This window comes from Streptomyces sp. NPDC086777, assembly GCF_040702065.1.
GTDB lineage: Bacteria > Actinomycetota > Actinomycetes > Streptomycetales > Streptomycetaceae > Streptomyces.
In genome coordinates, this window is record NZ_JBFBJI010000005.1 from 37395 (window position 1) to 63438 (window position 26044).

At 68.4% G+C, this 26044-nt stretch carries 23 protein-coding genes and 6 pseudogenes; 13 read left to right on the top strand and 16 right to left on the bottom strand.

Annotated features, from left to right (window positions below; genetic code table 11):
• Positions 1 to 48: 48 nt before the first annotated feature.
• Both AB0472_RS09030 and AB0472_RS09035 read right to left on the bottom strand, forming a co-directional pair.
• On the bottom strand, positions 49 to 426 hold the full coding sequence (locus AB0472_RS09030) for a transposase (RefSeq protein ID WP_366355174.1): 378 nt from the start codon (positions 424 to 426) through the stop codon (positions 49 to 51).
• A 581-nt stretch (positions 427 to 1007) separates the two neighbouring features.
• On the bottom strand, positions 1008 to 1190 hold the full coding sequence (locus AB0472_RS09035) for a transposase (protein WP_366354723.1): 183 nt from the start codon (positions 1188 to 1190) through the stop codon (positions 1008 to 1010).
• A gap of 965 nt (positions 1191 to 2155) precedes the next feature.
• Here AB0472_RS09035 and AB0472_RS09040 point away from each other — a divergent pair.
• Positions 2156 to 3631 (top strand): sialidase family protein, encoded by a 1476-nt coding sequence (locus tag AB0472_RS09040; protein ID WP_366354725.1) that lies wholly within the window; start codon positions 2156 to 2158, stop codon positions 3629 to 3631.
• Between the two features lie 105 nt (positions 3632 to 3736).
• Here the strand turns inward: AB0472_RS09040 and AB0472_RS09045 are convergent.
• The 3 pseudogenes from AB0472_RS09045 to AB0472_RS09055 all read right to left on the bottom strand — a co-directional run.
• A pseudogene (locus AB0472_RS09045) lies at positions 3737 to 4030 on the bottom strand (integrase core domain-containing protein); the annotation flags it as partial.
• 7 nt (positions 4031 to 4037) lie between these two features.
• Positions 4038 to 4184 (bottom strand): annotated as a pseudogene (locus AB0472_RS09050) (IS30 family transposase); the annotation flags it as partial.
• A pseudogene (locus AB0472_RS09055) lies at positions 4174 to 4604 on the bottom strand (IS3 family transposase); the annotation flags it as partial. The pseudogenes AB0472_RS09055 and AB0472_RS09050, both read right to left, overlap by 11 nt.
• Positions 4605 to 5092: 488 nt before the next feature.
• Here AB0472_RS09055 and AB0472_RS09060 point away from each other — a divergent pair.
• Positions 5093 to 5660, top strand: a pseudogene (locus tag AB0472_RS09060) (lytic transglycosylase domain-containing protein); the annotation flags it as partial.
• A gap of 121 nt (positions 5661 to 5781) precedes the next feature.
• Here the strand turns inward: AB0472_RS09060 and AB0472_RS09065 are convergent.
• The 6 genes from AB0472_RS09065 to AB0472_RS09090 form a co-directional block, all read right to left on the bottom strand.
• Positions 5782 to 6237, bottom strand: a complete 456-nt coding sequence (locus tag AB0472_RS09065; protein WP_366354727.1) for a lipocalin-like domain-containing protein — start codon at positions 6235 to 6237, stop codon at positions 5782 to 5784.
• Positions 6238 to 6262: 25 nt separating this feature from the next.
• Positions 6263 to 8470, bottom strand: coding sequence for a xanthine dehydrogenase family protein molybdopterin-binding subunit (locus tag AB0472_RS09070; RefSeq protein WP_366354728.1), 2208 nt, complete (start codon positions 8468 to 8470; stop codon positions 6263 to 6265).
• On the bottom strand, positions 8467 to 9459 hold the full coding sequence (locus AB0472_RS09075) for a xanthine dehydrogenase family protein subunit M (protein WP_366354730.1): 993 nt from the start codon (positions 9457 to 9459) through the stop codon (positions 8467 to 8469). The genes AB0472_RS09070 and AB0472_RS09075 overlap by 4 nt, the downstream gene beginning before the upstream one ends.
• Positions 9446 to 9955, bottom strand: coding sequence for a (2Fe-2S)-binding protein (locus tag AB0472_RS09080; RefSeq protein ID WP_366354731.1), 510 nt, complete (start codon positions 9953 to 9955; stop codon positions 9446 to 9448). The genes AB0472_RS09075 and AB0472_RS09080 overlap by 14 nt, the downstream gene beginning before the upstream one ends.
• Positions 9956 to 10192: 237 nt before the next feature.
• Positions 10193 to 10711 carry a penicillin-binding transpeptidase domain-containing protein gene (locus AB0472_RS09085; protein ID WP_366354732.1) on the bottom strand — a complete coding sequence of 173 codons (519 nt, stop codon included), beginning with the start codon at positions 10709 to 10711 and terminating at the stop codon, positions 10193 to 10195.
• Between the two features lie 178 nt (positions 10712 to 10889).
• Positions 10890 to 11171, bottom strand: a complete 282-nt coding sequence (locus AB0472_RS09090; RefSeq protein WP_366354734.1) for a hypothetical protein — start codon at positions 11169 to 11171, stop codon at positions 10890 to 10892.
• 356 nt (positions 11172 to 11527) lie between these two features.
• Between AB0472_RS09090 and AB0472_RS09095 the strand changes: the two genes are divergently transcribed.
• Positions 11528 to 12814 (top strand): acetamidase/formamidase family protein, encoded by a 1287-nt coding sequence (locus AB0472_RS09095; protein WP_366355176.1) that lies wholly within the window; start codon positions 11528 to 11530, stop codon positions 12812 to 12814.
• Positions 12815 to 13221: 407 nt separating this feature from the next.
• Here the strand turns inward: AB0472_RS09095 and AB0472_RS09100 are convergent, their stop codons facing one another.
• Complete coding sequence (locus AB0472_RS09100) at positions 13222 to 13950, bottom strand: lipocalin-like domain-containing protein (protein ID WP_366354736.1); 729 nt, start codon at positions 13948 to 13950, stop codon at positions 13222 to 13224.
• Positions 13951 to 14599: 649 nt separating this feature from the next.
• Between AB0472_RS09100 and AB0472_RS09105 the strand changes: the two genes are divergently transcribed.
• The 3 genes and pseudogenes from AB0472_RS09105 to AB0472_RS09115 all read left to right on the top strand — a co-directional run bounded on the left by AB0472_RS09105 (position 14600) and on the right by AB0472_RS09115 (position 16017).
• A complete protein-coding gene (locus AB0472_RS09105) occupies positions 14600 to 14977 on the top strand; it encodes a hypothetical protein (protein WP_366354737.1) in 378 nt (125 codons plus the stop codon).
• Positions 14931 to 15287 (top strand): annotated as a pseudogene (locus tag AB0472_RS09110) (BTAD domain-containing putative transcriptional regulator); the annotation flags it as partial. The gene AB0472_RS09105 and the pseudogene AB0472_RS09110, both read left to right, overlap by 47 nt.
• 385 nt (positions 15288 to 15672) lie before the next feature.
• Positions 15673 to 16017 (top strand): hypothetical protein, encoded by a 345-nt coding sequence (locus AB0472_RS09115; protein WP_366355201.1) that lies wholly within the window; start codon positions 15673 to 15675, stop codon positions 16015 to 16017.
• Between the two features lie 113 nt (positions 16018 to 16130).
• Here the strand turns inward: AB0472_RS09115 and AB0472_RS09120 are convergent, their stop codons facing one another.
• A complete protein-coding gene (locus tag AB0472_RS09120) occupies positions 16131 to 16997 on the bottom strand; it encodes a DUF1963 domain-containing protein (RefSeq protein WP_366354739.1) in 867 nt (288 codons plus the stop codon).
• A 333-nt stretch (positions 16998 to 17330) separates the two neighbouring features.
• Here AB0472_RS09120 and AB0472_RS09125 point away from each other — a divergent pair, with 333 nt between their 5' ends.
• Positions 17331 to 18101 carry a transposase family protein gene (locus tag AB0472_RS09125; protein ID WP_366354741.1) on the top strand — a complete coding sequence of 257 codons (771 nt, stop codon included), beginning with the start codon at positions 17331 to 17333 and terminating at the stop codon, positions 18099 to 18101.
• A gap of 213 nt (positions 18102 to 18314) precedes the next feature.
• Entirely contained in the window at positions 18315 to 18743 is a 429-nt protein-coding gene (locus AB0472_RS09130) for a hypothetical protein (protein ID WP_366354743.1), read from the top strand.
• On the opposite strand, the gene AB0472_RS09135 is transcribed toward AB0472_RS09130, so the two are convergent.
• A protein-coding gene (locus AB0472_RS09135) for an IS5 family transposase (protein ID WP_366354744.1) occupies positions 18710 to 19572 on the bottom strand; the annotation gives its coding sequence in 2 pieces (ribosomal slippage) (positions 18710 to 19218 and positions 19218 to 19572; 864 coding nt in all). The two genes, AB0472_RS09130 and AB0472_RS09135, sit on opposite strands and share 34 nt — an antisense overlap.
• Before the next feature lie 538 nt (positions 19573 to 20110).
• Here AB0472_RS09135 and AB0472_RS09140 point away from each other — a divergent pair.
• Both AB0472_RS09140 and AB0472_RS09145 read left to right on the top strand, forming a co-directional pair.
• Positions 20111 to 20707 carry a hypothetical protein gene (locus AB0472_RS09140; RefSeq protein WP_366354745.1) on the top strand — a complete coding sequence of 199 codons (597 nt, stop codon included), beginning with the start codon at positions 20111 to 20113 and terminating at the stop codon, positions 20705 to 20707.
• A gap of 191 nt (positions 20708 to 20898) precedes the next feature.
• Positions 20899 to 21354: a MarR family transcriptional regulator gene (locus tag AB0472_RS09145; RefSeq protein WP_366354747.1), complete on the top strand. Its 456-nt coding sequence runs from the start codon at positions 20899 to 20901 to the stop codon at positions 21352 to 21354.
• Between the two features lie 220 nt (positions 21355 to 21574).
• Here AB0472_RS09145 and AB0472_RS09150 read toward each other — a convergent pair whose 3' ends face one another.
• On the bottom strand, positions 21575 to 21871 hold the full coding sequence (locus AB0472_RS09150; protein WP_366354749.1) for an ester cyclase: 297 nt from the start codon (positions 21869 to 21871) through the stop codon (positions 21575 to 21577).
• 765 nt (positions 21872 to 22636) lie between these two features.
• Here AB0472_RS09150 and AB0472_RS09155 point away from each other — a divergent pair.
• Positions 22637 to 23011 (top strand): nuclear transport factor 2 family protein, encoded by a 375-nt coding sequence (locus AB0472_RS09155; RefSeq protein ID WP_366354751.1) that lies wholly within the window; start codon positions 22637 to 22639, stop codon positions 23009 to 23011.
• A gap of 37 nt (positions 23012 to 23048) precedes the next feature.
• Here AB0472_RS09155 and AB0472_RS09160 read toward each other — a convergent pair.
• A pseudogene (locus AB0472_RS09160) lies at positions 23049 to 23628 on the bottom strand (IS110 family transposase); the annotation flags it as partial.
• Positions 23629 to 24141: 513 nt separating this feature from the next.
• On the opposite strand from AB0472_RS09160, the gene AB0472_RS09165 reads away from it, so the two are divergent.
• Positions 24142 to 24600, top strand: coding sequence for a MarR family transcriptional regulator (locus tag AB0472_RS09165; RefSeq protein ID WP_366354752.1), 459 nt, complete (start codon positions 24142 to 24144; stop codon positions 24598 to 24600).
• A gap of 89 nt (positions 24601 to 24689) precedes the next feature.
• On the top strand, positions 24690 to 26042 hold the full coding sequence (locus tag AB0472_RS09170) for an MFS transporter (protein ID WP_366354754.1): 1353 nt from the start codon (positions 24690 to 24692) through the stop codon (positions 26040 to 26042).
• Positions 26043 to 26044: the final 2 nt, after the last annotated feature.

The window sequence follows — 26044 nt, forward strand, 5'->3', positions numbered from 1 at the left end:
GCCACGCTGACCCGCGCGTCCTCGCCCCTCATGGCCTGCGGCCAGCATTCATCGATGACCACCGCCGCTTCCGGCAGGCATTGCAGGCGTTGTCCCGTTCCGGCATCCACAACTTGTCTTCAGGGTTTTCACGCGGTTCACGTGTCCCTCCACGACACCGGAACTCCAGAGCAGGGTGAGGCCGGCGGTGACGGCGTCGAGGTCCTGGCGGAGATAGCCAGCGAAGCCCTGCATGGGCTTCGGGGCATCCTGCTCGGCCTGGCGGATCCACTCCAGCAGCAGGCTTCCGCGCCGATGACGTACCAGGTCTGCGAAGGCACGGGCCAAGTCGCAAGCGCGGGTGATGTCCGGGCAGGCAAGCCGGACTTGAAGCAGCCGCTGATCCTGGCTCTCGGTGAGAGTCTCTCGCGGCCGCGCATGATCCAGGAGGTGATCTTGCGAGGGCTGGGGATGTCGGCCCGGACAGGCTCGGCGGTGCCCGCACGAAGGGCAGCAAGGTGTTTGCGGACGACCTGGTGGCTGCCCCGGTAATCCCGCTCGCGGATCTCCAGGAACAGGCGGGTGCCGCTGACCTGCCCCTGGGACTCGGTGAACCGGGTATTGAGGTACGCCTTGAACGGCTCCAGCACGCCGTTGGGACGGCGGTCGCGGGCAGTGGCCAGCAGTTCGTCGAGGTCAGCGTCGCGGAAACGGCGTACCGTCTTGCGGTCGAGGTTCAGCCTCCGGCCGATGGCGCTGATCGTCCAGCTCTTCTCCACCAAGCGGTGAACGTCCTCGAAGCGGTGACGGGTCCGCTCGATGATCTGGGTGCGTGGCAGTTCCGGCACCGGCAGTTCCATCGGGACCGGTTCCGGCACGCTGGGTTCCACCTCCTGCTCGGCGTGTTTACGCAGGCAGCTACGGTGCTGGTGACAGGTCTTCTCCACCGCGGCGGACAGGTTCTGCAGCAGATGCCAGCGATCGGCGACTTCCAGGGCGTCGGGGGCGGCTTCCCTGACCGCCTTCGTCTAGGCGGTGGCCCGGTCACGGCAGATGATCTCCGGACCGGGATGGTCCTTGACCAAGGCCGCGAACGTCTCCGAGGTGCGGTCGGGCAGCACGTCGACGACCCGGCCGACCTCAACGTCGACCAGCAGGGTGCCATAGGTGCAGCCCTTGCGGAAGGCGAACTCGTCGCCCCCAGTACCCAAGGGGCCCGGCTTTGAACCGGTGGTGCCGTCAGCAGACTGAGCAGCCGGGTCTTGCCCGCGGCCAGCCGCAGACGTCGGCACAGCCTCGGGGCCGGACGTCCGCCCAGTTCCACCGCGATCGACCGAAGCCACCCCGTCAACCCGGTGCTCGACCGGCGGTGCCGATCGGTCAGGCCCGGCACCTGCTCGACGAACGTCTTCCGGGAACACCTCGTCCGGTCGCAGAAGAACCGGCGCACCCGCAGCCGGACCACGACCGAACGTGAGCCCAACGGTCGCTCATTCACGGTGCGTTGGTAGCAGCTGTGCACGCGTCTCGCCTGCTTCCGGCAGTCCGGGCACAGGCTCGACCGACCGGTGGACACCGCCTCCACCACCAGGGTGACGAAGGAGCCACTGACGCGCTCCACTCGCACAGCGACCCCGGGAAACAGCACATCCTCAACCGTCTTGCTCGCCACGACAGGAAACACACTACTGAAACAATCCCTCGTTCCCGCCCCTGACCTGGGGATTCACGGAACTGCGGACAGAGCCCTGAATCTCCCCACCAGATGCTCGGCGTGACCTCACCGTTGCTCGGTTCGACTCCCCAGACGCAGAAGCAGTGACCAGCGTTCGTGCGTCGTGCCTCAACCACGACGAGATCCATTCCGCCACCCGCCTGCCGTTTCAGCTGATCCACGCTCGACGCTTCCCGAAGAGGGGTTACACCCAAGGTGGTTACTGCCGTGCCCCCGTCCACGGCGTTGCGCCTGTCCTTGACCAGTAATCAGTCGCATGTCACTCGTTCCCGAGGATGACTCGTCGCGCACCCGGTGCGACCGCGGACGCAATACCCCAGCGCGATTACAAGGCATCAGGGAACACGCAGTATCGGCAGTGTCGGCCTATCCGTGCGACGGATGTCCGAAGCCGACGCTCCTTTGCCGTGCAGGACCGGCGTAGTCGAAGGGATCTTTCCGATGGGGACGTTCGATCGAGTCGTGTCGCGGCGGGCCTTCGGTGGTCTGGCGGGCGCGGCATTGTCGTGTATGACGGCCGGCGGCGTATCACGGGCGGTGGCGCCGCAGCGACGAGAAGAGGGCACAGTGCCGGCCAACGCACGGGTCACCGAGGACGCCTTCGCCGCGCACATCGAACCCGCCCTCGCCGTGAATCCACGTGACCCGGACAACCTCCTTGCAACGTGCCGGGTATTCGTCGGGCCGGATATCGGCCTCGCCACGTACACATCGTTCGACGGGGGCAACACCTGGCAGGAGCACGGCCTGCTGCCCGGCCTGGTGCCGGACTACGACGGCAATCCAACCGTGGCCTTCGACGGTCACGGTCACGGTTTCGTGTGCGGCGTCGTGGCTTCCCAGGGGCCGTCACGGCAGGGTGACGCCCTCCTGTGGCGCACCGACGACGGCGGGCGTAGCTTCCGTCCACCCCTCACGGCGATCGCTGGCGGCATCGGCCTGGTGGACCATCCCTGGCTCGCGATCGGAACAGGACGCCGCCCCTCACCCGCGCCACTGTACGTCGCCGCACGGATGTACGGCACCACGGACGACGGAGTGGTCCTCGCGCGATCCATGGACGGCGGCCGCGCTTTCGAGTCACCGCGTGCGCTCGACCCGGCCACCGGGGCCCAGGCCACCGCCCCCGTGGCCGCAGCCGGACCGGACGGCTCGCTCACGGTCGTCTACGGAGCCAGATCCCTCGACGGTGGTGTGGCCCTGCGAGCCGTCTCATCCGACGACCACGGCGGGAGTTTCACAGCGCCCCACGACGTGGCCGAGGTTCCGGCCATGGCACCGGACCTGGGAGACGTCACCGCCAAGAGCGGTCCAGCCCTCGCCGCCGCTCCTGCCAGCGGTCTCATGTGCGCGGCACTGACCGGCTTCGATGACGCAACCGGCCTGTCGCGGCTACTGTTGACTACCTCCACCACCTCCGCCGGCCAGACACCGCTGTGGAGCGAACCGATGACCATTGCGGCCAGCGACGAGACGGTCTTCCTGCAACCACAGGTTGCCGTCGACGACAGCCACCGCATTGCGATCTCCGTCTACGCCCTGTCCGTCACGACACTGCTCATGGACGTTCTGCTCCTCGTATCGGATCCGGCGCGCTCCGCAACGAGGCCGCCCACCTTCGCACCACCCCTGCGCGTCACCACACGGTCTTTCGACCCGCGGCAGGCAATCGGCACAGGCAGCACGCACTGGCTGGGCAACTACCAGGGCCTGGCCGCAGCTGCCGGCCACGTCTTCCACCCGATCTGGACCGACACGCGTACTGGCCGCACGCAGATCTTCACTGCGGCCGTTCGCCCGCACGGGCGGTCGCGCCGTGCCTGTCAACCTCGCGCGAGAGGGATCATGAGCACTCCCGAGAGAGGACCCATCGAACCCCGATCCGCGGGTACAGACCGCCCGCGAACCGCTCGCTGAAAACGCTACTGCCTGATCACCCGCAGGGCCACTGCCGTAACGGGTCTGCCGCACGATCGGGTGACACCTTGACGTGCCCCACGGTTTGGGTTCCATCTGCGGTGGCTAACTGGCGGCGGGGATGGTGTCTTGTTCGGAGAGTAGTTCGTACTCGATCGGGGTGCGGTAGCCCAGTGCTGAGTGGCGCCGCTGTCGGTTGTGGAAGACCTCGATGTACTCGAAGTTCGCGTTCGTCAACTCGACCCGGGTCATCCACCGTCTACGATTCAACAGCTCGATCTGCATCGAGGACCAGAACGACTCCATCATCGCGTTGTCCAGGCCGTCTCCGACCGTGCCGAACGATGGCAGGAGCCCTGCGGAGCGGATCCTTTCCCCGAAGACCCCCGAGGTGAACTGGGCGATTTCAACCGGTCGTTGCAACACCGGGTTGTTGCAGTGAGCGTAGCTGTTCCTCGAAGACTTCGGCCGGCGTCTTCCAGCCGAGGATCTTGCGGGGTCGGTTATTGACAGCCAGGGCGACGGCCTCGAGATCCTCGGCGGACCGCCGCGCAGTACACCCACCCTTCTCTGGTGCGGCGTTGCGTGATGTCGGTGACCCACAGCTCGTTGGGACGCGGCCGATGGAACTTCCGGTTGACCAGGTCATCGGCGGTGACGACACCCCGCAGGCGCTTGATCCGCACCGGTCCGGGCAGTCCGTAGATCCCGGCCTGTGTCATCAGCACCGACACGGTCCTCGATCACACCTGGATGCCCATGCCCAGGGTGAGCTCGGCGCGGACGCGGCGGTAGCCGTAGGTGCCGCGTGAGGCGACGTGGACCTCCTGGATCAGCCCGGTCAGCCACTCCCGTCGCAGCTGCCGCGGTGTGGTCGGGTGCGCTTGTGTCTGTAGTAGTTCTGCCGGACGACCCCGAGGATCCGGCAGCATCGGTCGACCGGTGCCCCGGCATCGACGAGACGGTCGATCACCAGGTAGCCCGAAGACGTCTGGATGCAGGCGCAGTTCGCCCCGCGCGCGGTACGCTCTCGCAACACCGGGCGACCTGGGCGGCTCTCCATGCTCGGCGTCACATGGCGCATCTCGCCGAACCGGACAGTTCATACTTGATTGAACAAGTTTATATCAGAAGGAGAGTACCCGTCAGACGCCTGCGCACATGTAACCCATGGGGCCGGCGCGGTGGGCTCGTGTGATCATTGACACGCCATCTGAAATTGCCAGCCGGTGCAGGGTGCGACAGAGTCACACCTCCGTAAGACCCCGCATACGACACATGTGTCTCCAGCACTACGGGACCACGTCGTTGTATGCCGTCCCTTCTGCACACGGCGCCCCCCTGCGGGGAGTTGCCAACCGGGTCTGTGCCTCCAGTGACACCGTTGTGGGGAGGCCAGTGTCAGGGGCGCGATCGCGTCCGTCGGAGTCACCGGGGCGGCCGACGCCGAAAGGAAATCATGTGAGCCGGATTTCGGTCCGGGGATTCGCAGTGGCCTGGGCCACCGCGGTCACCGCCGTCGGAAGCGTCGTCGGTGTTGCCTCGGGCAGCGTCAGGCGGCCCAACGACGCTGAGGCGACGGCAGCCGACACCACGCTCTGCGCGGACATCCTCGCGGGCAAGCAAGGTCCAAGTGCAGACCTCGTCCCTGACGCGGCGGGCCGACACCCAGGCCATAGCCGCCGACGCGAGCGCCAAGAAGCACGCCGAGGCGGCGGCCCGCCCGGCTGCCGCGGAGAGCGCCGTCGCAAAGAAGAAGGCGGCCACGGAGCGGGCCGAGGCCAAGGCGGCGGCGAGCCGCAGTAGGCGTGACGCGTCCAGCTTCGCCGTGCAGAGTTCTTGCACCGTCGCACAGATCCAGGCGATGGCGCGTCAGACGGTGTCGGGCGGCCAGTTCCAGTGCTTCAGCAACATCGTGGACCACAAGTCCAGCTGGAACTAGCGGACGGTCAACGCCTCCTCCGGCGCCTACGGCCTCTTCCAGGCGCCGCCTGGTTCCAAGACGGCCTCGGCGGGCGCGGACACAGAACTGACGAAAGACTCAGTGGTCGGCGTCCGCGAGGCATCACCTGCCGGGGCAGACCTCGTCCGCCCTGCCGGCCCCGCCACCTGTGATCGAGGGGCGGGACCTTCGGCATTCTCGCGCCGGGTCAGCGCGGCTCCGCGCGTTCCCAGGTCAGGACGCCCGTACGAGGTTTGCCCTGGACGCTCAACGGCGCGGGCGGCGCCAGTTGCAGCGTCCTTCCGTCCAGGCGTGCCACCCTGGTCTGGCCATCGCCCATCCAGTTCGGGAAGAGGCACAGGACGACCTCGTGGACGACGGTCTCTCCGTCCGGCACCCGATAGGAGCCGGTGTAGGCCAGATAGTGCCGGGCCGCCTCCGCCAGTTCCTCGGTGCTGCCGTACTCCTGCCGCTGCTCCGCGAACAGCGGCCGGTCCGGGGTCGTGATCTGGGCGGACATGTATCCGTCAGCGGTGTATATGATCAGGCCGAGCGGGTGTTCACCGTAGGGCCGCACCACCTCGCCGTCATGCACGGCGGCGGCCTCGTAGGAGACCAGCCGCCAGGCTCCGAGGAGGCCTGCACGCAGTTCGTCGGGGGTCATGGATTCGCCGCTTCCTTCCACCGCTTCACAGCAGTTGGTCCATGGTGATGGGCAGGGACCTGATACGCCGTCCGGTCGCGTGGAAGATCCCGTTGGCGATGGCGGGTGCCAGGCCGACCAGGCCGACCTCCCCGATGCCCTTGGTGCCGATGGGATTGGCGCGGTCCCACGAGCCGACGAACTCGACCTGCATGTCGGGGATGTCGGCGTTGACCGGCACGATGTAGTCGCCGAGGGTTGCGTTGGCGATGCGCCCGGTCGGGGCGTCGCTCACGGTCTCCTCGAAGAGGGCCATGCCGATGCCGCCGACGGTCCCGCCGATGATCTGACTGCGCGCGGTCTTCTCGTTGAGGATGCGTCCGCCGTCGATGACGGAGACGGCCCGGACGACCCGGATGCGGCCCAGGTCCGGGTCCACCCGGACCTCGACGTACTTCGCGCCGAACGCGCCGGCCAGTGCCATGCCCAGGTCCTGCGGGGTTCCGGGGACGCTCTCGCCCTCGGCCGTGAGGTCGGGCCGGTGGAGCCGGGCGAGGATGTCGCGGTACGACGCGAACCGGGACAGGTCGCCGCGCCGCCGGATGCCTCCGTCGGCGGCCTCGACGTCGTCGATCGTGCAGCCGTGCAGCGGGGAGCCGGTGTCGTCGGCCACCAGGTCCACAATGGCGCCGATGATGTTCCGGCAGGCTTCGTGGATCGCGCTGCCGATGGCGCTCGTGAGTCCGGATCCGCCCGTCTGCGGAGCGAGCGGCATGGTGGAATCGCCGAGCCCGACGGTGACCTGTGCGGGGTCCAGGCCGAGCAGTTCCGCCGACAGCTGGACGAAGACGGTGTACGCGCCGTTGCCGATCTCCGTTCCTGCGCTGCACACGTACGCGGTGCCGTCATGGCGGATCGTGACCCGTGCCACGCAGCGGGCGCGGAACCACGGGTAGCCGACAGCAGCCAGCCCGTACCCGACCAGCATCCCGTCCTCGCGCATCGAGCGCGGCTCGGGGGCGCGCCGGGACCAGCCGAAGAGTTCGGCGCCGCGTTCGAGGCACTCCCGGTGCGCGCGGCTGGACCACGGCATGCCCGTCGGGGGATGCGGGTCGGCGTCGTTGCACAGGCGCAGCTCCAGCGGGTCCATGCCGAGCTTGTACGCGAGCTCGTCCATCGCGCATTCCAGTGCGTAGTTGCCCGTCGACGCCCCCGGACCACGCATGGAATTGGGCACGGGGATGTTGAGGCGGGCCTGTGTGTCGTGGGTGGCGACGTTCGGGCAGGCGTAGGACGTGGCGGACACGGTCGCGGTGGGTTCGAAGTTGTCGTCGTCCATGGCGGCGGCGGTCAGCGCCTCGTGATCGATGGCGACGAGGCGGCCGTCCCGCGTCGCGCCGAGCCGGATCCGCTGCCGGCCCTTGGGGCGGTGGCCGCAGGCGGTGAACATCTGCGGCCGGGTCAGGGCGAGTTTGACGGGGCGCCCGGTCACCCGGGCGGCCAGCGCCGCCAGGATGACATGTGACCAGACCCGCAGTCCGGCTCCGAATCCTCCTCCGACGTAGGGCGCTGTGACGTGGACGTTCTCCTCGGGGATGCCGAAGGTCACTGCCAAAGAGGTGCTCTCCAGGGACGCCCACTGGGTCGAGTTGTTGATCAGGAGGATGTCACCCTCCCAGCGGGCGACGGTGGTGAGGGGGCCCATCGGGTTGTTGGTGTTGTCCACCGTGAAGTAGGTCTCGTCCACCTGTACCTCGGCGGTGGCCAGCGCCCCCGCCGCGTTTCCCCAGGCGGCGTCCCGTTTCCAGGGGTTGGTGCGCAGTTCGGCACGGGGGTCGTCCAGTTCGAGCAGGGCCGGGCGCGCGGCGTAGTGCACGCGGACGAGACGGGCCGCCTCGGTGGCCTCCTCGAAGGTGTCCGCGACCACCACGGCGACCTGCTGGCCGTAGTGCAGGATCAGGTCGCCCTGGAGGGGGGCGGGCGGGGAGACGCCCAGGGGCGTCATGGGTCCGCGGTCGAGGTGTCCGGCGTTGAGGTGGGTGAGCACGCTCACGACTCCGGGAGCACGTTCGGCCTCTGCCGTGTCGATCTCGGTGATCCGCCCGGACCCCACCGTGCTGCGCACGAGGGCCGCGTGGGCCATGCCTGGGTAGGCGAAGTCGCTGGGGTACGGGGCGGTGCCGGTCACCTTGAGCGGACCGTCGACCCGGTTCATACCGGGCCCCAGCAGCCGGGGGCGTGAGATCGTCGTCATGAGGTGACTCCCGTGACGGTGCGCAGTGTGCGTACGAGCGTGCGCTGGGCCAGTTGCACCTTGAAGGCGTTCTGCGGCAGGGGCACGGCACCGGCCAGGGCCGCTCTCGCGGCGCCGGCGAACGCCTCGCCGCTCGCACGGCTGCCGGTGAGCAGGGCCTCCGCCTCCAGGGCGCGCCAGGGCACCGTCGCCACACCGCCCAGACCCACCCGGGCCCAGCGGATGACGTCGCCGTCGCCGAGCACCACGGCCACCGCGGCGGAGGCCAGCGCGAACTCGTAGCTCGTCCGGTCGCGGACCTTCAGGTAGTCCGACCGGGCGCCCTCCGGCAGCAGAGGTATCTCCACGGCGGTGACGAGCTCTCCGTGGCGTAGGTCGTTCTCCACGTCCGGGGTGTCGCCGGGGATCCGGTAGAACTCGCCCAGCGGGATCTCGCGGCGGCCGTGCGCGCCGGTGACATGCACGATCGCGTCCATGGCGATCAGCGCGACCGCGACGTCGGAGGCGTGCGTGGCGATGCAGTGCGCGCTGGTGCCCAGTACCGCGTGGGTGCGGTGCGCGCCGGTGAGGGCGGCGCACCCGGTACCGCGCTCGCGCTTGTTGCAGGCCGCCACCGTCGGGTCGCGGAAGTAGCGGCAGCGGGTGCGTTGCAGCAGGTTGCCGCCGATCGTGGCCATATTGCGCAACTGGACGGAGGCGCTGCGCAGCAGGGCCTCCCGAACGAACGGCAGACGGCGGACGACGACAGGTTCGGCCGCGAGTTCCTCCATGGTGACCAGCGCTCCGACGACCAGTGCGCCCTGGCGCTCCGCCACACCGCGCAGCGGCAGCCGGGTGATGTCGATGAGGTGGCTGGGCCGCAGTACGCCGTCCTTCATCAGATCCAGCTCGGTGGTGCCACCGGCGAGGAAGTCGGCTTCGAGGTGCGCCTCGGCCTCGGCCAGGGCCCCGGACACCTCACGGGCCTGTACGTACTCAAACGGCCTCATCGTGACCACCAGCCGCTTCCCGGACCGCGGCCACGATGTTCTCGTAGGCGCCGCAGCGGCATATGTTCCCGCTCATGTACTCGCGGATGTCCTCGGGTGTTCCCGCTCTGCCCTCGGACAGCAGGCCGAGGGCGGACATGATCTGTCCCGGCGTGCAGAAACCGCACTGGAAGCCGTCGTGCCGGAGGAACGCCTCCTGCACCGGGTGCAGTTGCTCGGGGGTGCCGACGCCTTCGATGGTCGTCACGTCCCGCCCGTCGCACTGTGCGGCGAGCGTAAGGCACGACAGCACGCGTTTGCCCTCGACGTGGACCGTACAGGCACCGCAGGTGCCCTGGTCACAGCCCTTCTTCGTACCGGTCAGACCCAGCCGGTCGCGCAGCGCGTCGAGCAGGGTGACACGTGCGTCCACACGCAGTGGGTACTCGGTGTTGTTGACCCGCAGGGTGAATTCCGCCTGGGGGACGGCCTGTGTCGCGCCAGGCCTCGCCCGCATAGTCATGGCACCTCGGTCTCCGGCAGCCCTGCCGCCTGTTCCACGGTCACGGCAGCAACACGGAGCGCGCTCCCCCGGTACCTCTGCGCGCCTACCACAGCATGCGGTGACCAGCCAGTCTGAGACCACCGTATGAGCCCCCGCGACGCACCGCATCCGCGCGACCGCCGTCCACGGCGGCCGGGTGCGTCCACGGCAGCCGCACCCGGATGCCGTGGACGGAACGTCCGTCCCGGGTCAGGCGTCGCTCAGCAGCCGGCGGGCGACGTACCCGGCCGAGTCCACGCCGGAGCCGCCCTCCACCAGGGCCGCGACCGCGATGTGCGAGTTGTGGGCGGTGAGCCGACCATTGGTGTGCTCTCCCTCCTCGGCCGTTCCCGTCCTCGCACCGACGTCCGCCGGATCATGCAGGCGCGGAGCCGCCGTGCCGCCGGCCGCCACGTCACGCATCATCGGCTGCAGATAGCCCGCGGTGCGGGTGGAGATGGGCTGGGGTGCCTTGTCCTGGCGCTGTTCCGGCAGGATGATCGGCCGCTCGAAGCCGGCGTTGCGTACGGTCGCCGCCACCGACGTCATGCACAGGGGTGTGGCCGTCACTCTGCCCTGACCGACGAACTGGGCGGCCTGGACACCGCCGGCCACGTCCGGCGGGACGCTCGGATCGCTGGTGGCCACCCCGCCGCCGATCGACCAGTTGCCCATGCCTACGACCTTCACGGCCTCGTCGTGCGGGGCGGAGGCGTCTCCCCTGCGCACGAGGTAGTGGAAAAGCCGTCCTTCATAGAGGAGGTGTTGCAGGACACCGTGAAGCGCCGGGCGAGTGTGGACCCGGGGGCGGGTGACACGCCGGGGTCGTTGTGGAATACCTGGCCGCCGGCTGTCAACTCGTCCGAGCAGGGCGCGGCGCTGTCGGGCCTGAGACCGGCCTGGTCCATCAGAGCGCCGAGGGGATGATCTTCATGGTGGACCTGGCGAATTGATGTTGTTGATGGCGATGCCGGCGTCGTCGCCGAAGTGCGCGACAGCCAGGACGTGAGCGTTCTTCCGGTAGTGCCACGGTGTCGGCGGGCTTGGCCTGGAGGTGGGTGTCCAGCACCGCGCTCCAGGCGACGGCCTGGAGCGAAGCGTCGATGGTGGTCCTCACCAGCTGGGTCTTCCCCTTGATGAAGATCTTGAGCGTGTTGACCCCCTTGCGCGTGGAGTCGGTTGTCGCCATTCTCGTGCCGGTGCTGATCCCGTTCGTTGGCGTTCTTGCTGATCGTCGCGGAGATGTCCCGCAGTGAAGGGAACGTGGACAGGTCCGTGCGTCCGTCGGAGGCCACCGCCCTGGCCGGCACCGCGCCCGGCGGCAGTTCCGTCCACCGGAACAATTCCGTGCCCTGTCCGGGGCTGGGGGAGTATCCGCCCATAGGCACGTGCATCACGTGTGTGAGCATCGGAACCGGGATCGGTTCAGTGTTTCACCCGCGTGTGAACCGCCTGCCGTCCGGGTTGCCGCCCCGAGTGGGCTGAGTGATGCTGAAGCCCGGCTGCGGGTACGACCGCCTCGCCGACGGTGTGGCCTGTAGCGACATGCGCGAGAGCGCGGGAGGTCGCCATGTGCTTCGTCCACTCCGGTTTCGTACCAGGCACGAGCCTCGTTCAGCAGGCTTCCGCCGGGCCCGGCGCGTCCGCCCTGTCCGGGCTTGCCGCCGGCGAGGGAGGGCTCGGCGGTCTGGACGTGGCCGGATCCGGTACGCCGGATGTGACCGTGGGACCGCATGGGGACCTCGTCGTCGACGGCTACGGCCGGGTGCTGCACAATCGCTGGAACGGGACCTGCCCCCGGTGGCGAGCGTACGGCCCGGTGAGGTCGTCCAGTTGCTGTGCCGGGACGCCCTGGACATCGGCGAGGCGGCCCGCACGATGACGGCGGAGGGAACGCTCACCATCGACCTGGGACTGGTTCATCCGCTGACCGGTCCGCTGGAGATCGTGGGGGCCGAGCCGGGAGACACCCTGGAGGTCGAGGTCCTCGATGTGAGCCCTCTCGTGGACTTCGGCTACGTCGCCATCAGCCCGGCTCTCGGTCTGTTCGGCTCGCTCCGCCCGGAGCTTCTGGCTCCGCTCGCGGCCTGGAGCGAGGCTTCCCAGCTGAGCGACCCCACCCCCGGCCCGGCAGCCGGAGCGATGCCCGAGGACCAGGCGTACAACAGTGGTGCGCCGTTCCTCCAGACGTTCACGTTCGAGCGGGGCCAGAGCAGCGGTCTCGCCTCCTTCACCGGTGTCGACACCGGGCGGTCGGCCCGTGTTCCGATCACACCGTTCATGGGCATCATGGGCGTCGCTCCGCTGCACAGGGGGATGTACCGCACCTTCCCACCCGACGTCAGCGGAGGCATGGGCGGCAACACCGACATCCGGCAGCTCGTCAAGGGAGCACGGGTACAGCTGCCCCTCTACGTGCCCGGAGCCATGTTCTCCGCCGGGGACGGGCACATGGCGCAGGGCGACGGCGAGGTCACCGGGACGGCGGTCGAGACACTCATGTCCGTCACCCTGCGGTTCACCCTGCACAAGCACACCGTGATCTCCTCCATCCGGGCCGTCGTGCCCGCCGCGGACCCGACCCAACTGGCCATGCCCGCCGAGATGCTGGAACGGGGCTACTACCAGACCACTGGCACCGGGCCCGATCTGATGGAGAACGCCAAGACGGCCGTACGGGAGATGGTGGACTGGCTCGTCCAGGATCAGGAGGTCAGCCTGCACGAGGCGTACGCCCTGTGCAGCGTGGCCGGAGATCTGAAGATCAACGAGACGGTGGACCTGCCGAAGTGGCTCGTTTCCATGACGCTGCCGCGCGGAATCTTCGGTTGACCCGGTCGGTGGGATCCCGTCGCCCGGTCCGCGGGAGCTTCTCTGTTCCCGCCCGACGAGCGTGTCCGGCCTGCCCTTGGTGCACCCCCCAGTGCGCTGAACCAGGTCCCTTCGGGACCGGGGTTCGGCACCGCCGATCGTGGATCCACAGGGCACCGGCACCGGTCGCCTCGTCGACCGGCGGGAGGCAAATCACCTGCTCCGCGCCCCGGACCGGGATCCGATCGCTCACTGGTTGTTCACCATCACATCGCTGAAGGGCAGCAGCGGTTCGGCCCCCGGGGGGAAGCCGTATGGGAAGGGCCGTGCACCACCGGTTCCGCGCCTCGGGTCCGCCTGCTGCCTCAGGTCGGTGTGTGCGCCGGAGGTCCCGGACGTGTGAGCACATGTGGCCAGGCAGCACGGGGTCAGGCCGCTCGGCTCCATGTGAGCTCTGCCGTGCGGTCGGCGCCCCACAGGCGGGTGGGAGCGGCGACGGCAAGTCGCACGTACGAGCCGTCGAAGGTCACCGTGCGCACCTGGGGCCGCCCGATCCAGTTCGGGAAGAGACTGGTGGTGACGTGATGCTCCACGGTGGCGGGGTCGACGACCGTGAAGGGTCCCCCGTAGGCGATGTAGCCGATCGCCGCCCGGGCGAGGTCGTCGGAGGCCGCGTCCTCCAGACGGGCCGACGGCAGGGGCGCCCGGTCGCCGCGGCCCAACTGGGCCGCCATGTATCCCTCGGGGGTGTAGACGATCAGGCCGCAGGGGGTGGGTCCCAGGGGCTGGACGACATCGTCGTCCACGACTCGCCACAGGTTCTCGGGGTTGGCCGCACGCAGCGCGTCGGGCAGGAGGTCGTCCAGGAAGTTCTGGTAGGTGACCGGACGGATGAACCGCTCGATCGCGCCCATGCCCGCGGAGGTGAAGCGGCTGTCGGACGTGGCCGGGAACGGGCCGCCGTGGGTGGAGGCGCAGGAGACCTCCTGAGGGATCGAGAAGGCGTTGAACACGATGCGGCCGGTGCGGCGCTCCAGGATCGGCAGGAGCCGCTGGGCGTGGGCGCGGTGGTCGGCCTCGGCGTGCAGGGTGGCGGACAGCTGACCGCGGAAGGCGCGGGCCGCCTCGAGCAGCTGCTCCGTACCGGTCAGCCGCACCAGCAGGACGGCCGGGCCGAAGACCTCCTCGCGCAGGCCGGGCTCGGCGAGCAGCTGTTCCCCGCTGACCTCGTACAGCAGGGACTGGCCGTCCCACAGGCCGTCCGGAGCCTGTCCGGCGGCGACCCGGGTTTACTTGATACAGCAAATAACATAACGTCTGCCGTCGCTGCTGGGCATGTCCGTCTCCCCCCGTATTCGGTGGACAGAGAATCTGATTCATGATCAATCGAGGATCCGCACCCACGGTCGGGCAATCCCTCGTTCTCGATCGGGCCCCGCTCGGAGTCGGGGCGGGCGATTTTCCTGATCGACCGCGCGCCCGGCGGAACGCGGTACGCAAGCGGACGAGCGCGGCAGGCTCATACCGAGAAGGGCCGTACCCACGCCGACCGCTCACCCGCACGCCCGCCCGTCTCCCGGCCGGCCGCGCCCACGCACCCGGCGGCGGTCCTTCCACCACGCCGTCGCGGGCCGGCCGGCCCTGACCGACAGCCGAGCGGGCCGTCCGTCCCACGGACGGTGATCCGCTCGTCCGCGGCGACGGACGCATCGCTCCTCGTGCGTACAGAGACGTGCCGCCGCCGGCCAGGGCGATGACGAGCACCGAAAGAACAGCGCCGGGACAGACGACGATTGGCAGCAACACATGGACGCGATAGTGCGCTACACCCTGCTCGATACCGTCCGAGCGCTGCGCGTGGACACCGAACTGGACCTGGGACCCCCGAAGAGGCCCGCCTTGTTCTCCCTGCTACTGCGCGCGCCCGGCCCCGTCTCGCTGAACGACGCCGTGGACGTCCTGTGGTCCGACGAACCGCGCGCGAGCGCGGTCAACGTGGTGCACAGGCACATCGGCAGCCTGCGCAAGATCCTCGACCCCGGACTCCACAGCCGGACCGACGCGGAACACCTGGCCCGGGCAGCGGACGGATACCGCCTTCTCGTCGACGCGTCGACCTCCGATCTCCTGCGCTTCCGTGACCTGCGCCGCAGGCGCAACTCGCGGTCAGGGCGGTGGACCTGAGCAGGCCGCCCACACCTTCACAGCGGCCCTCCGGCCCTGGCGCAGTCCCGTGGTCGCCGACGGCGCCTCGGTCGCCCAGCACCCGGTGTTCACCTCGGTCGGCCACGAGTTCGTCGCCACCGTCAAGGAAGCCACGGACGTCGTGCCGGCCTCCGCTCCGGCGCTGACGGAGGACGTGCTGTCGGCTCTGCGCGGGGCCGTGGAACGCCATCCCTTCGACGAGGCGCTGCACTCCCGCATCATCCCCGCGCTGGCCGCGACCGGGCGGCAGGCCGAGGCTCTGCGGCAGGTCGAGACCATCCGGCGCGTCCTCGCCGACGAACTCGGTGTCGAACCCGGCGTCGAACTGCGCGCCGTGCACCACCGCCTGCCGCGACGCCAGCTTTCCACGGACACGAAGAGGCCCGCGGCTCGGCTCGACGCCACTGGCGGCCGGGCTGATCTGCCGCCCGACTCAATGCCCTTCGTCGGCCGTCAGGAGGCGCTGAGCCAGGGTCTGCGGCTCACTCCCCTGGAGGACGGAAGCGAATCCCCCGCGACCATCGTGGCCCTGTGCGGCATGGCGGGGGTGGGCACGACGACGCTCGCCGTTCACTGGGCGCACCGGACCGCGGAGCGCTTCCCCGACGGACAGCCCTACGTCGACCTCCAGGGCCACCATGCCTCCCAGCCGCCCCCCCGATCGCTGTCAGGCCATGAGCGCGCTGCTCGACGCGCTGGGCGTCCCCCGGGACCGGGCCGCCGACGCCGCCGCGCTCAGCTCCGCCTACCGCAGTGCACTGGCCGGGCGCCGGCTGCTGATCGTCCTGGACGACGCCCGGGACTGCGAGCAGGTGCGGCCGCTGCTGCCCGCCACCCCGGGCTGCCTCGCGATCGTCACCGGCCTTCGTCGGCTGGAGGGACTGACCGTCACCCACAACGCGCAGATCATCACGCTGAACGCCATGACACGGCAGGAGAGCCTCCAGTTCCTCGAGCGCCGGCTGGATACCGACCGGCTCGTTGCTGTACCGCTCAACCGTGTTGCACTGCATGTGTAACGTCGCGGTCGAGAGCGGGCGGCCCACCAGGCAGGTCCCCGGCAGTTGGGCTGCGTCCTGGGTAGCGCGAACCGCCGGGGGCTGAACGTGCGGGAGGGACCGGCCGGACCTGGTCAGGGGTTCCAGTAGACGTTGACGAAGGCCCGGTCCAAACGTCGCGCTGCCAGGTCCTCGCGCTGGATCACCCAGTGCACGGTGGAGCCTTCCCAGCCCGCCACGTCCGCGCCGGCGAACCAGTCGGCGAGCAGAACCCAGTCCGCAGGGTCGGCCGAGGCCGGTCCGTCCCAATTGCCCGACTCCACCGCCTGCACGGCGGCTGACACGGCGTCCTCCACCGGGTCGAGGTAGACGGCCTCCTCGTCCGAGTAACCCCCGATTTGGAGCGTCCCTGCGGGCGCGATGTCGTCCTGGGTCTTCTCCCAGACCTTGACGAGTTCCTCAGCCCGGGGGTGTCCCGGGATGCAGACGGTGTTCTGTGCCCCCGGCAGGGTGACGCGCGCGTGATACGGGAGCGACACGTCGAAGCTCGCGCGCAGCGGTCCCCGGGGGTAGCTGGCGAACATCTCGCGGTACTCGTCTACGTCCCCCGAGTTCCAGGACTCCTGCTTGTCCCGCTCCGTGACCGCCGCGCCCGCGGGTACGTACACCACTTGGCCTGCGGAATAGGGGTAGTCGCTCTCGGGCCAGGAGAAGAAGAGCAGGTGGCCGTCGGACGGCAGGGGCAGATCCGTCGCGTCGGCCGGCAGGGCTGCGAGGTCGACGGACGCCACGAAGGGGTACTCGGGGGTGGGTACGCCGACGGGGAGAAGAAGCGGGCCCCCGAATTGGCCCACGACGGGCTCCGGCCCCTCCTTCGCCGGTGTCAGGTTCACGCAGGGGCGGGCGAGGGTCAGCCACCGCTCCACGTCTTCGGCCGGTATGCCTTGTGCGAGCGCCTCGGCGCGGAAGGGGCGTAAACGGGTTCGCATCTCGGTGTTCATGTCCGGACTCTAGACGAGTAGTTCCGAAGTCCTGTCGGGTTGTTGGTTCTGGGCCTGGACGACGGCGAGGTGTCCAGATCTTTCCGACCAATCACCGTGAAGGGAAGTCCTACCTTTTGGACACGGGCAGGGTCAGCCAAGAGCAGGGCTCATTAGGTCAAACGTCAGCCGGTTCCCCCAGTCGTTGGTGAAGACGGCGCTCATGCCCTCGTAGTACACCCTGAGCCTTTGCCAACTTGAGGCGTGAGCAGGTCAGTTGGTTCGACATATGAGTGAAGCCCCTGGTAGACGGGTTCACGACCAAGATCACCCGGTACCCACCAGAGGCTTCACGTGCTTGTCCACCCGTGCGGGCTGGACGTGTCCAGTCGATCCCTGTCCTTCCTCGCCGCTCGTCCGCGAGAGCACCGTCGCCGGATCGGAAGCCGTTGGCGCCGGCTCCCGGTCGGGCGTCAAGCCCTGCTGGTGTTGACGCATCTGCGTCATGGGGCCACGTACGCTCAGCTCGCAGCGGGTCTCGAGATCGGCACGAGCACGGTCCACCGCTACATCAGCAAGGCCGTCGACCTGCCGGCCGCACTCGCACCGACCCTCGCCGAGGCCGTCCGAGCTGCTTCGACGAAGGCTTACGTCCTGCTCGACGGGACGCTCCTGCCGATCGACCGGATCGCCGCCGACCGGCCCTTCTTCTCCGGCAAGCACAAGAAGCACGGCATGAACGTGCAAGTCATCGCCGATCCGTTCGGCCGGCTGCTGTGGGCCTCACCCACACTGCCAGGGGCCGTCCACGACGTTCACGCAGCCCGCGAACACGGCATCATCGACGCCCTCGACCAGGCCCACATCCCCTGCTGGGCGGACAAGGGCCACCACGGCGCCCGCGGCACGGTCCGGGTTCCGTTCCCCGGCCGATGGGAGACGCTTTCCAGCGGTCAGCAGGCCGTGAACCGATCCCAGGCCAAGATCCGCGCCCTCGTCGAACAAGCCATGGCCACCATCAAGTCCTGGCGACTACTCCGCAAACTTCGCTGCTCGACCACCCGTATCACGGGCCTCGTCCAGGCCGTACTCACCCTGCATCACGCCAGCTCAACCTCAGGTTGAAAAAACCTCAGTGTCGTCCGGCCGGTACAGGCCGTCGCTGAGCGGCATCTCCCCGGCCTTCCAGAGCTCCTCGACCATTCCCATAGCCCATCCCATCGTCAACTACTAAGAAGTCGTTTCCTTTGGTGGTCCTGGCGAGGGCTCGCACCGACAGATGTGCGTATGGGCGCCGTTGAGCCGTTGATGTCAGCGAGCGGCCTCATAATGCGCGGCATGAGTGAGCACTACGAGATCGTGTTGTCCTGCTTCCTGCGCAGCGACACTCCCGAGGCTGCGCTGGCCGCCTGTCGCTGGCATCTGGGCATGGACTCCGATTGCCCGGAGGTCCTCGACGAGGAGGAGCATCCTTGGCCGCTGTTCCTCACGTATCCCGGCAGCGAGCTGCCAGGAGGGGATACGGCGACCATGCGGAGATCGGAGAGGGTGGACGAACTCGGCCGTCCGATGTGGGAAGTCTTCGCGCGCAACTACTCGGTCGATGACAATCTGCCGTTGCTTGATGCCGTGCTGGCACTGGTGGCCCCGCACATCGCGGTTCCGGGGTACGGGGGCTATCTGCGGCATGAGTACGACACGGAGCCGACCGTGTTCGTGTTCCGGGATGAGGGTTACGCGCAGGTGTCGCTGGGGCACGTCGTCTGATCCGGGGCCGGGGGCGTGCGGTGTTGTGTGAGCCGACGGCAACCGATGAGGGATGCGGCGATGGCGATGAAGGCAAGGAAGTGTTCGGCCTTGCGTTCGTAGCGTCGGTGGAGGCGTCGGCAGCCGGCTAGCCAGGCCACGGTTCTCTCCACGACCCAGCGGTGGCGGCCAAGGCGTCGTGAGGACTCGACGCCTTTGCGGGCGATGCGGGGTCGGATGCCGCGCTTACGGAGCCACCGGCGAAGACGGTCGTAGTCGTAGCCCTTGTCGGCGTGCAGCTTCGCCGGGCGCCGACGGCGCGGGCCGCGGCGGGAGCGGATGGGCGGGATCCCGCGCACAAGCGGTTCAAGGCCAAGGCTGTCGTGCATTTTCGCGCCGGAGATACCCAGCGACAGTGGCAGTCCGTTTCGGTCGGTGATCAGGTGGATCTTCGACCCCAACTTCCCACGGTCGGTCGGATTCGGTCCCGTCAAAGGCCCCCTTTTGCAGCCCGCATGCTGACGGAGTCGATGGCGCACCGCGGCCAGTCCAGCTCGCCGCGGGCGCCGAGTTCGTCGAGGACGACGCGGTAGAGGCGTGCCCAGACGCGAGCGCGGCTCCACTGGGCGAACCGTCGGTAGACCGTGGGCCAAGCCGGGCCGAACACTGGCGGGAGCTGCCGCCAGGTGCAGCCCGTAGTGGCCACGAAGATGATCGCTGCGAGAGTCTCACGGTCACCGGCCCTGCGCCGGCCCCCGCCCTGTGGACGCTTCACTTCGGTCGGCGGCACCACACGCCGGAACAGCACCCACAACTCATCCGGCACCAGCCGCTGCACCAGGTCGGTCATGCATGCCTCAACGAACAGCCACGCCAAAAGAAACGGCGTCTAAGACGAGTTAGATCCGAAGTCTGGCTGCATGTAAGGACGGAGGGTGTCCAAGATCAGTTTGTGACGACCGACCTGAACACCCTCTTGATCGGCGCACCGGCCCCCCGCTCACTGATCGCCTATGATCACTGATCACTTTGGAACCACTCGTCCAGGAGCGTACCCCGCGGTACGCCGGGCGCAGGACCGCCCCCGCGCGGCGAACGACGTCCGCGAACAGCCGCTCCGGCAGATGACCACGGAATCGGTTCACCGTAGCTCGGCAGGGAAAGGCCTCGCTTCGGTCCGGGCGGGCGCGGAGAAATAGTTCTACCTGTACGGGTTTCCGTGGCAGATACACACCTGACTCCCGACATGTCGTCGTCTCGACGCATGGGAGTATCTCACGGCGTACCGTCGCCATATGATCAGGCTACTGTCCAGTAGGAGGCTGCATGTCTCTTGTCTCAGCCTGGGTACCAGGCGACGCGTCATTGATGAGAGGGAGTGAACGGTTGTGACCAGCCAATCAGCCGCCACGCTCCGATCGCGGTATGTCGAGCAAGCCGCGTCGGATCTTGAAGAGAATCGCCGTCGACAACAAGAACTGACAGAGAAAATCACGATGTTGCAGCAAGAGGAAGCCCTCTTGGTGGACATTCTCACTCTTGCCGAGCGGTATCAGGGCTTGTCAGACACGTCGTCGCTGCCTGGGCAAACACAGGGCGAAGACGCTCTCGGGCACGGACAGGTACCCGGGAACACACCCATCCCGTCCGGGCGGACAGCACGGCGGCCCGCATCGCCGACGGTGCGCCGTACGAGTCCGACGCAGTCCGACGCGAAGGGGAAGTCGCGCCGGCCCCTGCTCGGCGACGTCCTGCTGAGCCTGCTCGGGGGGCACAGCGAGCCGCGCCTGGCCAAGGAGCTGCGGGACGAACTGTTGGTGAAGCACCCGGACCGGAATCCGACACCCCAGGTGGTGCGGAACACCATCGAGTCCCTGGTCGCCAAGGGACGCGTCCAGCGTCACAAGCAGCAGCGATCGGTGATGTACACCGCCGCGAAGTCCGCGGAGCCGGACACCTCACCCGCGACGCAGGAAGCCGGCTGACCGGACGCCGCCGGAATTCGCGCCCGCCGTCGATGTGTCTCGTCCGGCGGTCCGGAACGGAACACATCGAACAGGAAGGGCGGGGAAAATATATTGAAATTCCTTGCCGCGTACAATGTGGGCATATTAATTTACGCGGCAATATCCGGGACGAGCGTCGACTTCAGTGTTGCACCATTTACACTGTGGCCATGGCAGACATGGGGAGTATCGAGCCTCTCGACCGCGCCGAAGAGGCTTTCTTGCGGGCACTGGGCAGAGTGATGACATCTCTGCCTCGCCTGGTTGATGCGGACATGCTTGATGAGCATCCGATTTCCGGCACGGACTACATGGTGCTGGTGCACCTCTCCGAGGCGGCACGCAACCGGATGCGGATGAGTGAGCTCGCCAACCTGTGCGGGCTGTCGCTGAGTGGGATGACCCGGGTGGTCAACCGGCTGGAGGCGCAGACGCTGGTCGCGCGTGAGAAGGCGCCCGATGACGGACGGGCGTGGCTCGCCGTCCTCACGGAGGCCGGGCGGGCGCAACTCGACCAGGCCTGGCCGACCAACCTGGCGAGTGTCCGAAGCCATGTCTTCTCACGCCTGGACGGCTGCGACATCCGCGCGGCCGTGAAAGTGCTGGAGCGCATAGCTCCGCGGTGACGCCATCCGCCGGACAGCCGCGGCGCCCGTGGCCGGGGCAAGGCACGGCCTGTTCCCCGTTCGGCGTCCGCGGCCTGCTCGCGCGCCCTCGACCAATGCCGCCGGCGGCACCCGGGCTCAGGCGGTGCGCGGCTGCAACGCCGTGGCGGCGGCCTGGGCCGCCTTCGTCGTCACCTCCGCCGCGGCCCTGGCTGCCCGCCCGTTGGCGCGCCAGGCGAGCTTACGTATCCCGGCTGCGGGCTTCGGCGGGAAGACCCCCCAGCTGGTCGGGCGTCGTGACATCGTCTCGGACCGCCTCATGCCGGATGACGTTGTGGTCGCGAAGGCTCAGCACATGTATCTGCTCGAAGTCGATCTCCCGCCCGGTCAGCGGTACGACCTGATCCAGGGCGCCGTCCTTGAAAAGGACGAACGCGCCGCTGCGGCGCCCCTGCAGGCACAGCCGTGCCCAGACCTGGTCGCCGTGGTAGATGCTCTTCAGGACCGGCAGCCGCAGGCCGTCGAACGCGGAACGCATCCAGGCGCTCGACGCCAGCACACCCGCCGGGCCCGCGATCCGGCAGGCCGGAGGCAACACAGCCGCCTCGCGATTCTGGAACGCCTTGTGCGCACTTCCGCGGCCAGCGCGAGATTCCCTGTCTCGAGCACTCGGTAGAGCCCGGCGGCGGGAACCTTGTCGGTCATTCCCATGGGGTAGATGCTCCATCCGGGATCTACTGCGGATGCCAGGAGAACGGCGCGGCCACCTTTCATGACACGCGCACGACGGTCCCGTGTCCACACACGGCCCTGCGGAGGCGTTCGGCACCACGGTGACGGCCCCACCGAGCGGCACGGACGACGTGCGTACCCCCGGGCGAAGTGACCTGCCGATTCTGCATGTGCAGGCAAACGGGACGGCCAGCCCGCGCAGACGCTGCCCGCCCCGGCCGGGAGCTCCGGAGGAGCATCCAACTATCGTTCAGAACCGCAATGTCGCGTACGGCAAGGATAGGTGACCACTCCGCGTCGGCACCTTCGCCGGGCTCCCCGGCCTCGGTTCACGTGACTCTAATCACCGGACAGCGCAGACCTGTTCCCCAGTGCCGCCGCGAGGCCGCTGTCCAAACTCGTCGAGTCCGCCCAGGCCCGCCGGCACGCGGTCACCGGAGCCCGCCTCGTCGCCCTGGCCCGCGCGGGCGCCACGTTCGAAGACGGCGTCCTCGTGGAGCGGGAACAGGCCACGGCAGCCTGACAGCCCCTGCTACTTGTCACGTCGCGAAAGGGAGAGAAGGACCGGTCAATGCCCGAACCCGCCGCACCGCCCACCGAGTTCATCCGCACCTACGAGCAGGCCACCAACAGCCACGACATCACCCAGCTCATCCCGCTGATCGCTCCCGAGGCCGTCTACTGGTTCTCCGACGGATCGCACCGCGGCCGCGAAGCCGTCCTCTCCGCCATCACCGAGACCTTCGCCACCATCCGCGACGAGACCTACCAGATCGACGATCTGGAGTGGATCACCCACAGCGATCACCACGCGGTATGCCGCTACCGGTTCACCTGGACCGGAACCATCGACGGCCGGCCGCGATCAGGAAGCGGCCGCGGCACCAACGTGCTCGTCAACAACGCCGGAACCTGGCAGATGCTTCACGAACACCTCAGCACATAACAGACGGCAGCACCGATCCACAGCAATGGACAATTTCTCTCGCACCTGTTCGGCGGAGGGCTGCCGGCGTCTGGTAGCCGGTCAGAAGCATGACCGGGCCCCTGTTCGTCAGGTCGAGAGACCGCTCCAGAGCGGGGAAGATCTCCAGCAGCTGGGCCCGGAGGCGGTTGATCTGCCGGGCGCGGTCGAAAACGAGGTCCAGTCGCCGCGCCGGTTGGTCAGGGTGCGCAGGTCGACGGCGACCTCGTCGCCGGGCCGCGGCAGACTCAGATCACGCCGGATGCGGGCCTGATCAGCGATGACGAAGGCGTCCTTCGCGTCGGTCTTTCCCTCTCCGCGGTAAGTGGCCGAGGCCCGGTGGACCGTGAGGCCCGTGAGGTAGGCGACGGGCCGGTCATGGGCCGTGAGCAAGCCGATCAGCAGGGAGGCGCCCCGTGGTTGAGGTCTACGGCCCACGGCACATCGTCGGATATCGCCACCACATCACTCATCAGAGCCAGCAGTTCGGTCTCGTCGTTCTCGATCCGGCGGGACAGCGACCGCTCGCCCTCTGCGTTGATCACCACGGCATGGTGATGCGTCTTGCCGATGTCGACTCCGGCCCAGATCTCGGGCACGTCCCCTCCCGCCGGTTCGTCTCGATCAATCCCGCGGACGACCTCGCCGGCGTTGTCCTGCAGCAGCGATCGAGTCGCGTCTCCCCATCAGCGGTCGAGTCGTCGTGGGGCTCCAGGTGGCCAAGTCCCGTAAGCCATCCGCCGGCTCAGCCTTTACAGCCATGCCCGGAGCCCCCGGGCCCTCCGATCCTACGAATGACCGGTCAGACCCACGTCTGGAAAGGTAGGACAGCCCTCAGACGTAGTCCCGCATCCGCCACCGCGGATCCGCCCGGGCGAACCGGCCCGCCACCCGGGCGAACACCGGCTCCAACTCACCTGCCCAGTCGACGACTTCAGCCATCCCTCCGTATCAGGGCAACGACAACCACCAGCTCAGGACACGAACCGCTGCTGGAGTATTACCTCCTCCTGCACCCGGCGATTTCCGCCCCTCCGGCTGCGCCGCCGCTGATTGCAGTATGTACGCAGGTTCATTTGCGCAGTCTGGGCTGCGCAAGTTAGCCTGCGTACATGAATGAGATTCCCGGTGCGGAAGACCGAGTGTCCACATCGGCCGCTCAAGCGGCCCACGAGCTCCGCGTGGCGTTCAGTCGGCTTCGGCGCCGTATGCACGAGACGTACGACCGTGGTGATCTCACTCCGTCGCAGACTTCCGTCCTCAGCAGGCTGGACAAGGACGGCGAGGCCTCTGTCAGCGACCTGGCTGCCGCCGAACGCGTCCGTCATCAGTCGGTGGTCGCCATCGTCAGCGTGCTGGCGGAGCGCGGCTTGGTCGCGCGGAGCCCGGACCCACAAGACGGCCGGCGCCAGCTCGTCTTCGTCACCGACGACGGCCACGCCTTCCTCGAGGAACGCCGGCATGCCGGTGAGGGCTGGCTCGCCCAGGCCCTTGAGGATCAGTGCACGGAGACGGAACGACGCACCCTCCTGGAGGCGACGGCCCTGCTGGAACGGATCGTGCAGTCGTGAATGGAAACGTCGCCCGCGTAGTGAGCCGGCTGCGTCCTGGTGGAGCCAGGAAAGCGGCGGACGGATTCGACCGACGCCTCCTGTCCCCGATGATGACGGGAGCGGCTCTCAACCCGGTCAACTCCTCCATCATCTCCGTATCTCTCGTACCGATCGGCGCCGCCTTCGGCGCACCGCCGTCCCAGACGGCCTGGCTCATCTCCGCCCTCTATCTGGCCACTGCCATAGGCCAGCCCGTCGTCGGACGGCTCATCGACCTCTTCGGGCCCCGCCGCCTGTTCCTGGCCGGGACGGCACTGACCGGCGTCGCCGGCGCCGTCGGCTCCCTCGCCCCCAACCTCGGTGTGCTCATCGCCGCACGGGTACTTCTCGGCTTCGGTACCTGCTCGGGCTATCCGGCCGCCATGTACCTCATCCGCAGCGAGGCGCGACGCACCGGCCAAGAGAGTCCCGCCGGCGTCCTCACCGCCCTCGCCGTCACGACCCAGATCATCGCCGTCATCGGTCCCAGCCTCGGTGGTCTGCTCATCGGTGTCGGAGGCTGGCGCACGACCTTGGCCGTCAACATCCCCCTCGCGGCGGTCGGCCTGTATCTCGGTGCTCGCCGCCTTCCAACGACCCCCTTCCCGCGCCGTGACGACGGCCGTCACCTCATGAGTGCCCTGGACCTGCCAGGCATGGGCCTGTTCGCCGTGGCGCTCGTCTGCCTCCTGTTGTTCCTCATGAGCCCCGGGGGCGACGAGTGGTATCTGCTTGCTCTCGCGGTCGCCATGGGCGCCGGCTTCACCTGGCGTGAACTGCGAGCGCATCAGCCCTTCATCGACGTACGAATCCTGGGTGGCAACCTGCCACTTCTCGCCACCTACGCCCGGGCCTTGCTCTGCTACGTCGTCACCTACGCCTTTCTGTACGGCTACACTCAGTGGACGGAGCAAGGACGCGGGCTGTCCGCGTCCCAAGCAGGGCTGGTCCAATTCCCCTTGTTCGCAACGGCGATCGTCGTCTCCACCGTCTCCGGGCGACACCAGGCCATCCGGGGCAAGCTTCTGGTCGGCGCGATCGGCCAGATCGTCGCTTGCGCTCTGTTGTTCACCCTGGGGGCGCACAGCCCACTGTGGATGCTCGTGGCCGTGGTGGTCGTCCTGGGAGTCCCGCAGGGCCTGAACAGCCTCGCCCTGCAGAACGCCGTCTACCACCAGGCCGACACCGAACGCATGGGCTCCTCTGCCGGACTCCTGCGCACCTTCGGTTACCTCGGCGCCATCGTCGCCTCCGCCGCCAACGGTGCCTTCTTCGGCCAGCGCGCCGACACCGGCGGCCTGCACCACCTCGCGGTCTTCATGCTCGCCACAAGCGTGCTGTTCCTCGTGGTGACGCTCGCCGACCGCTCCCTGCGCGGCGTCGGGACATCAGAGGCCGAACCTCCGCACACCCCTCGGTGACC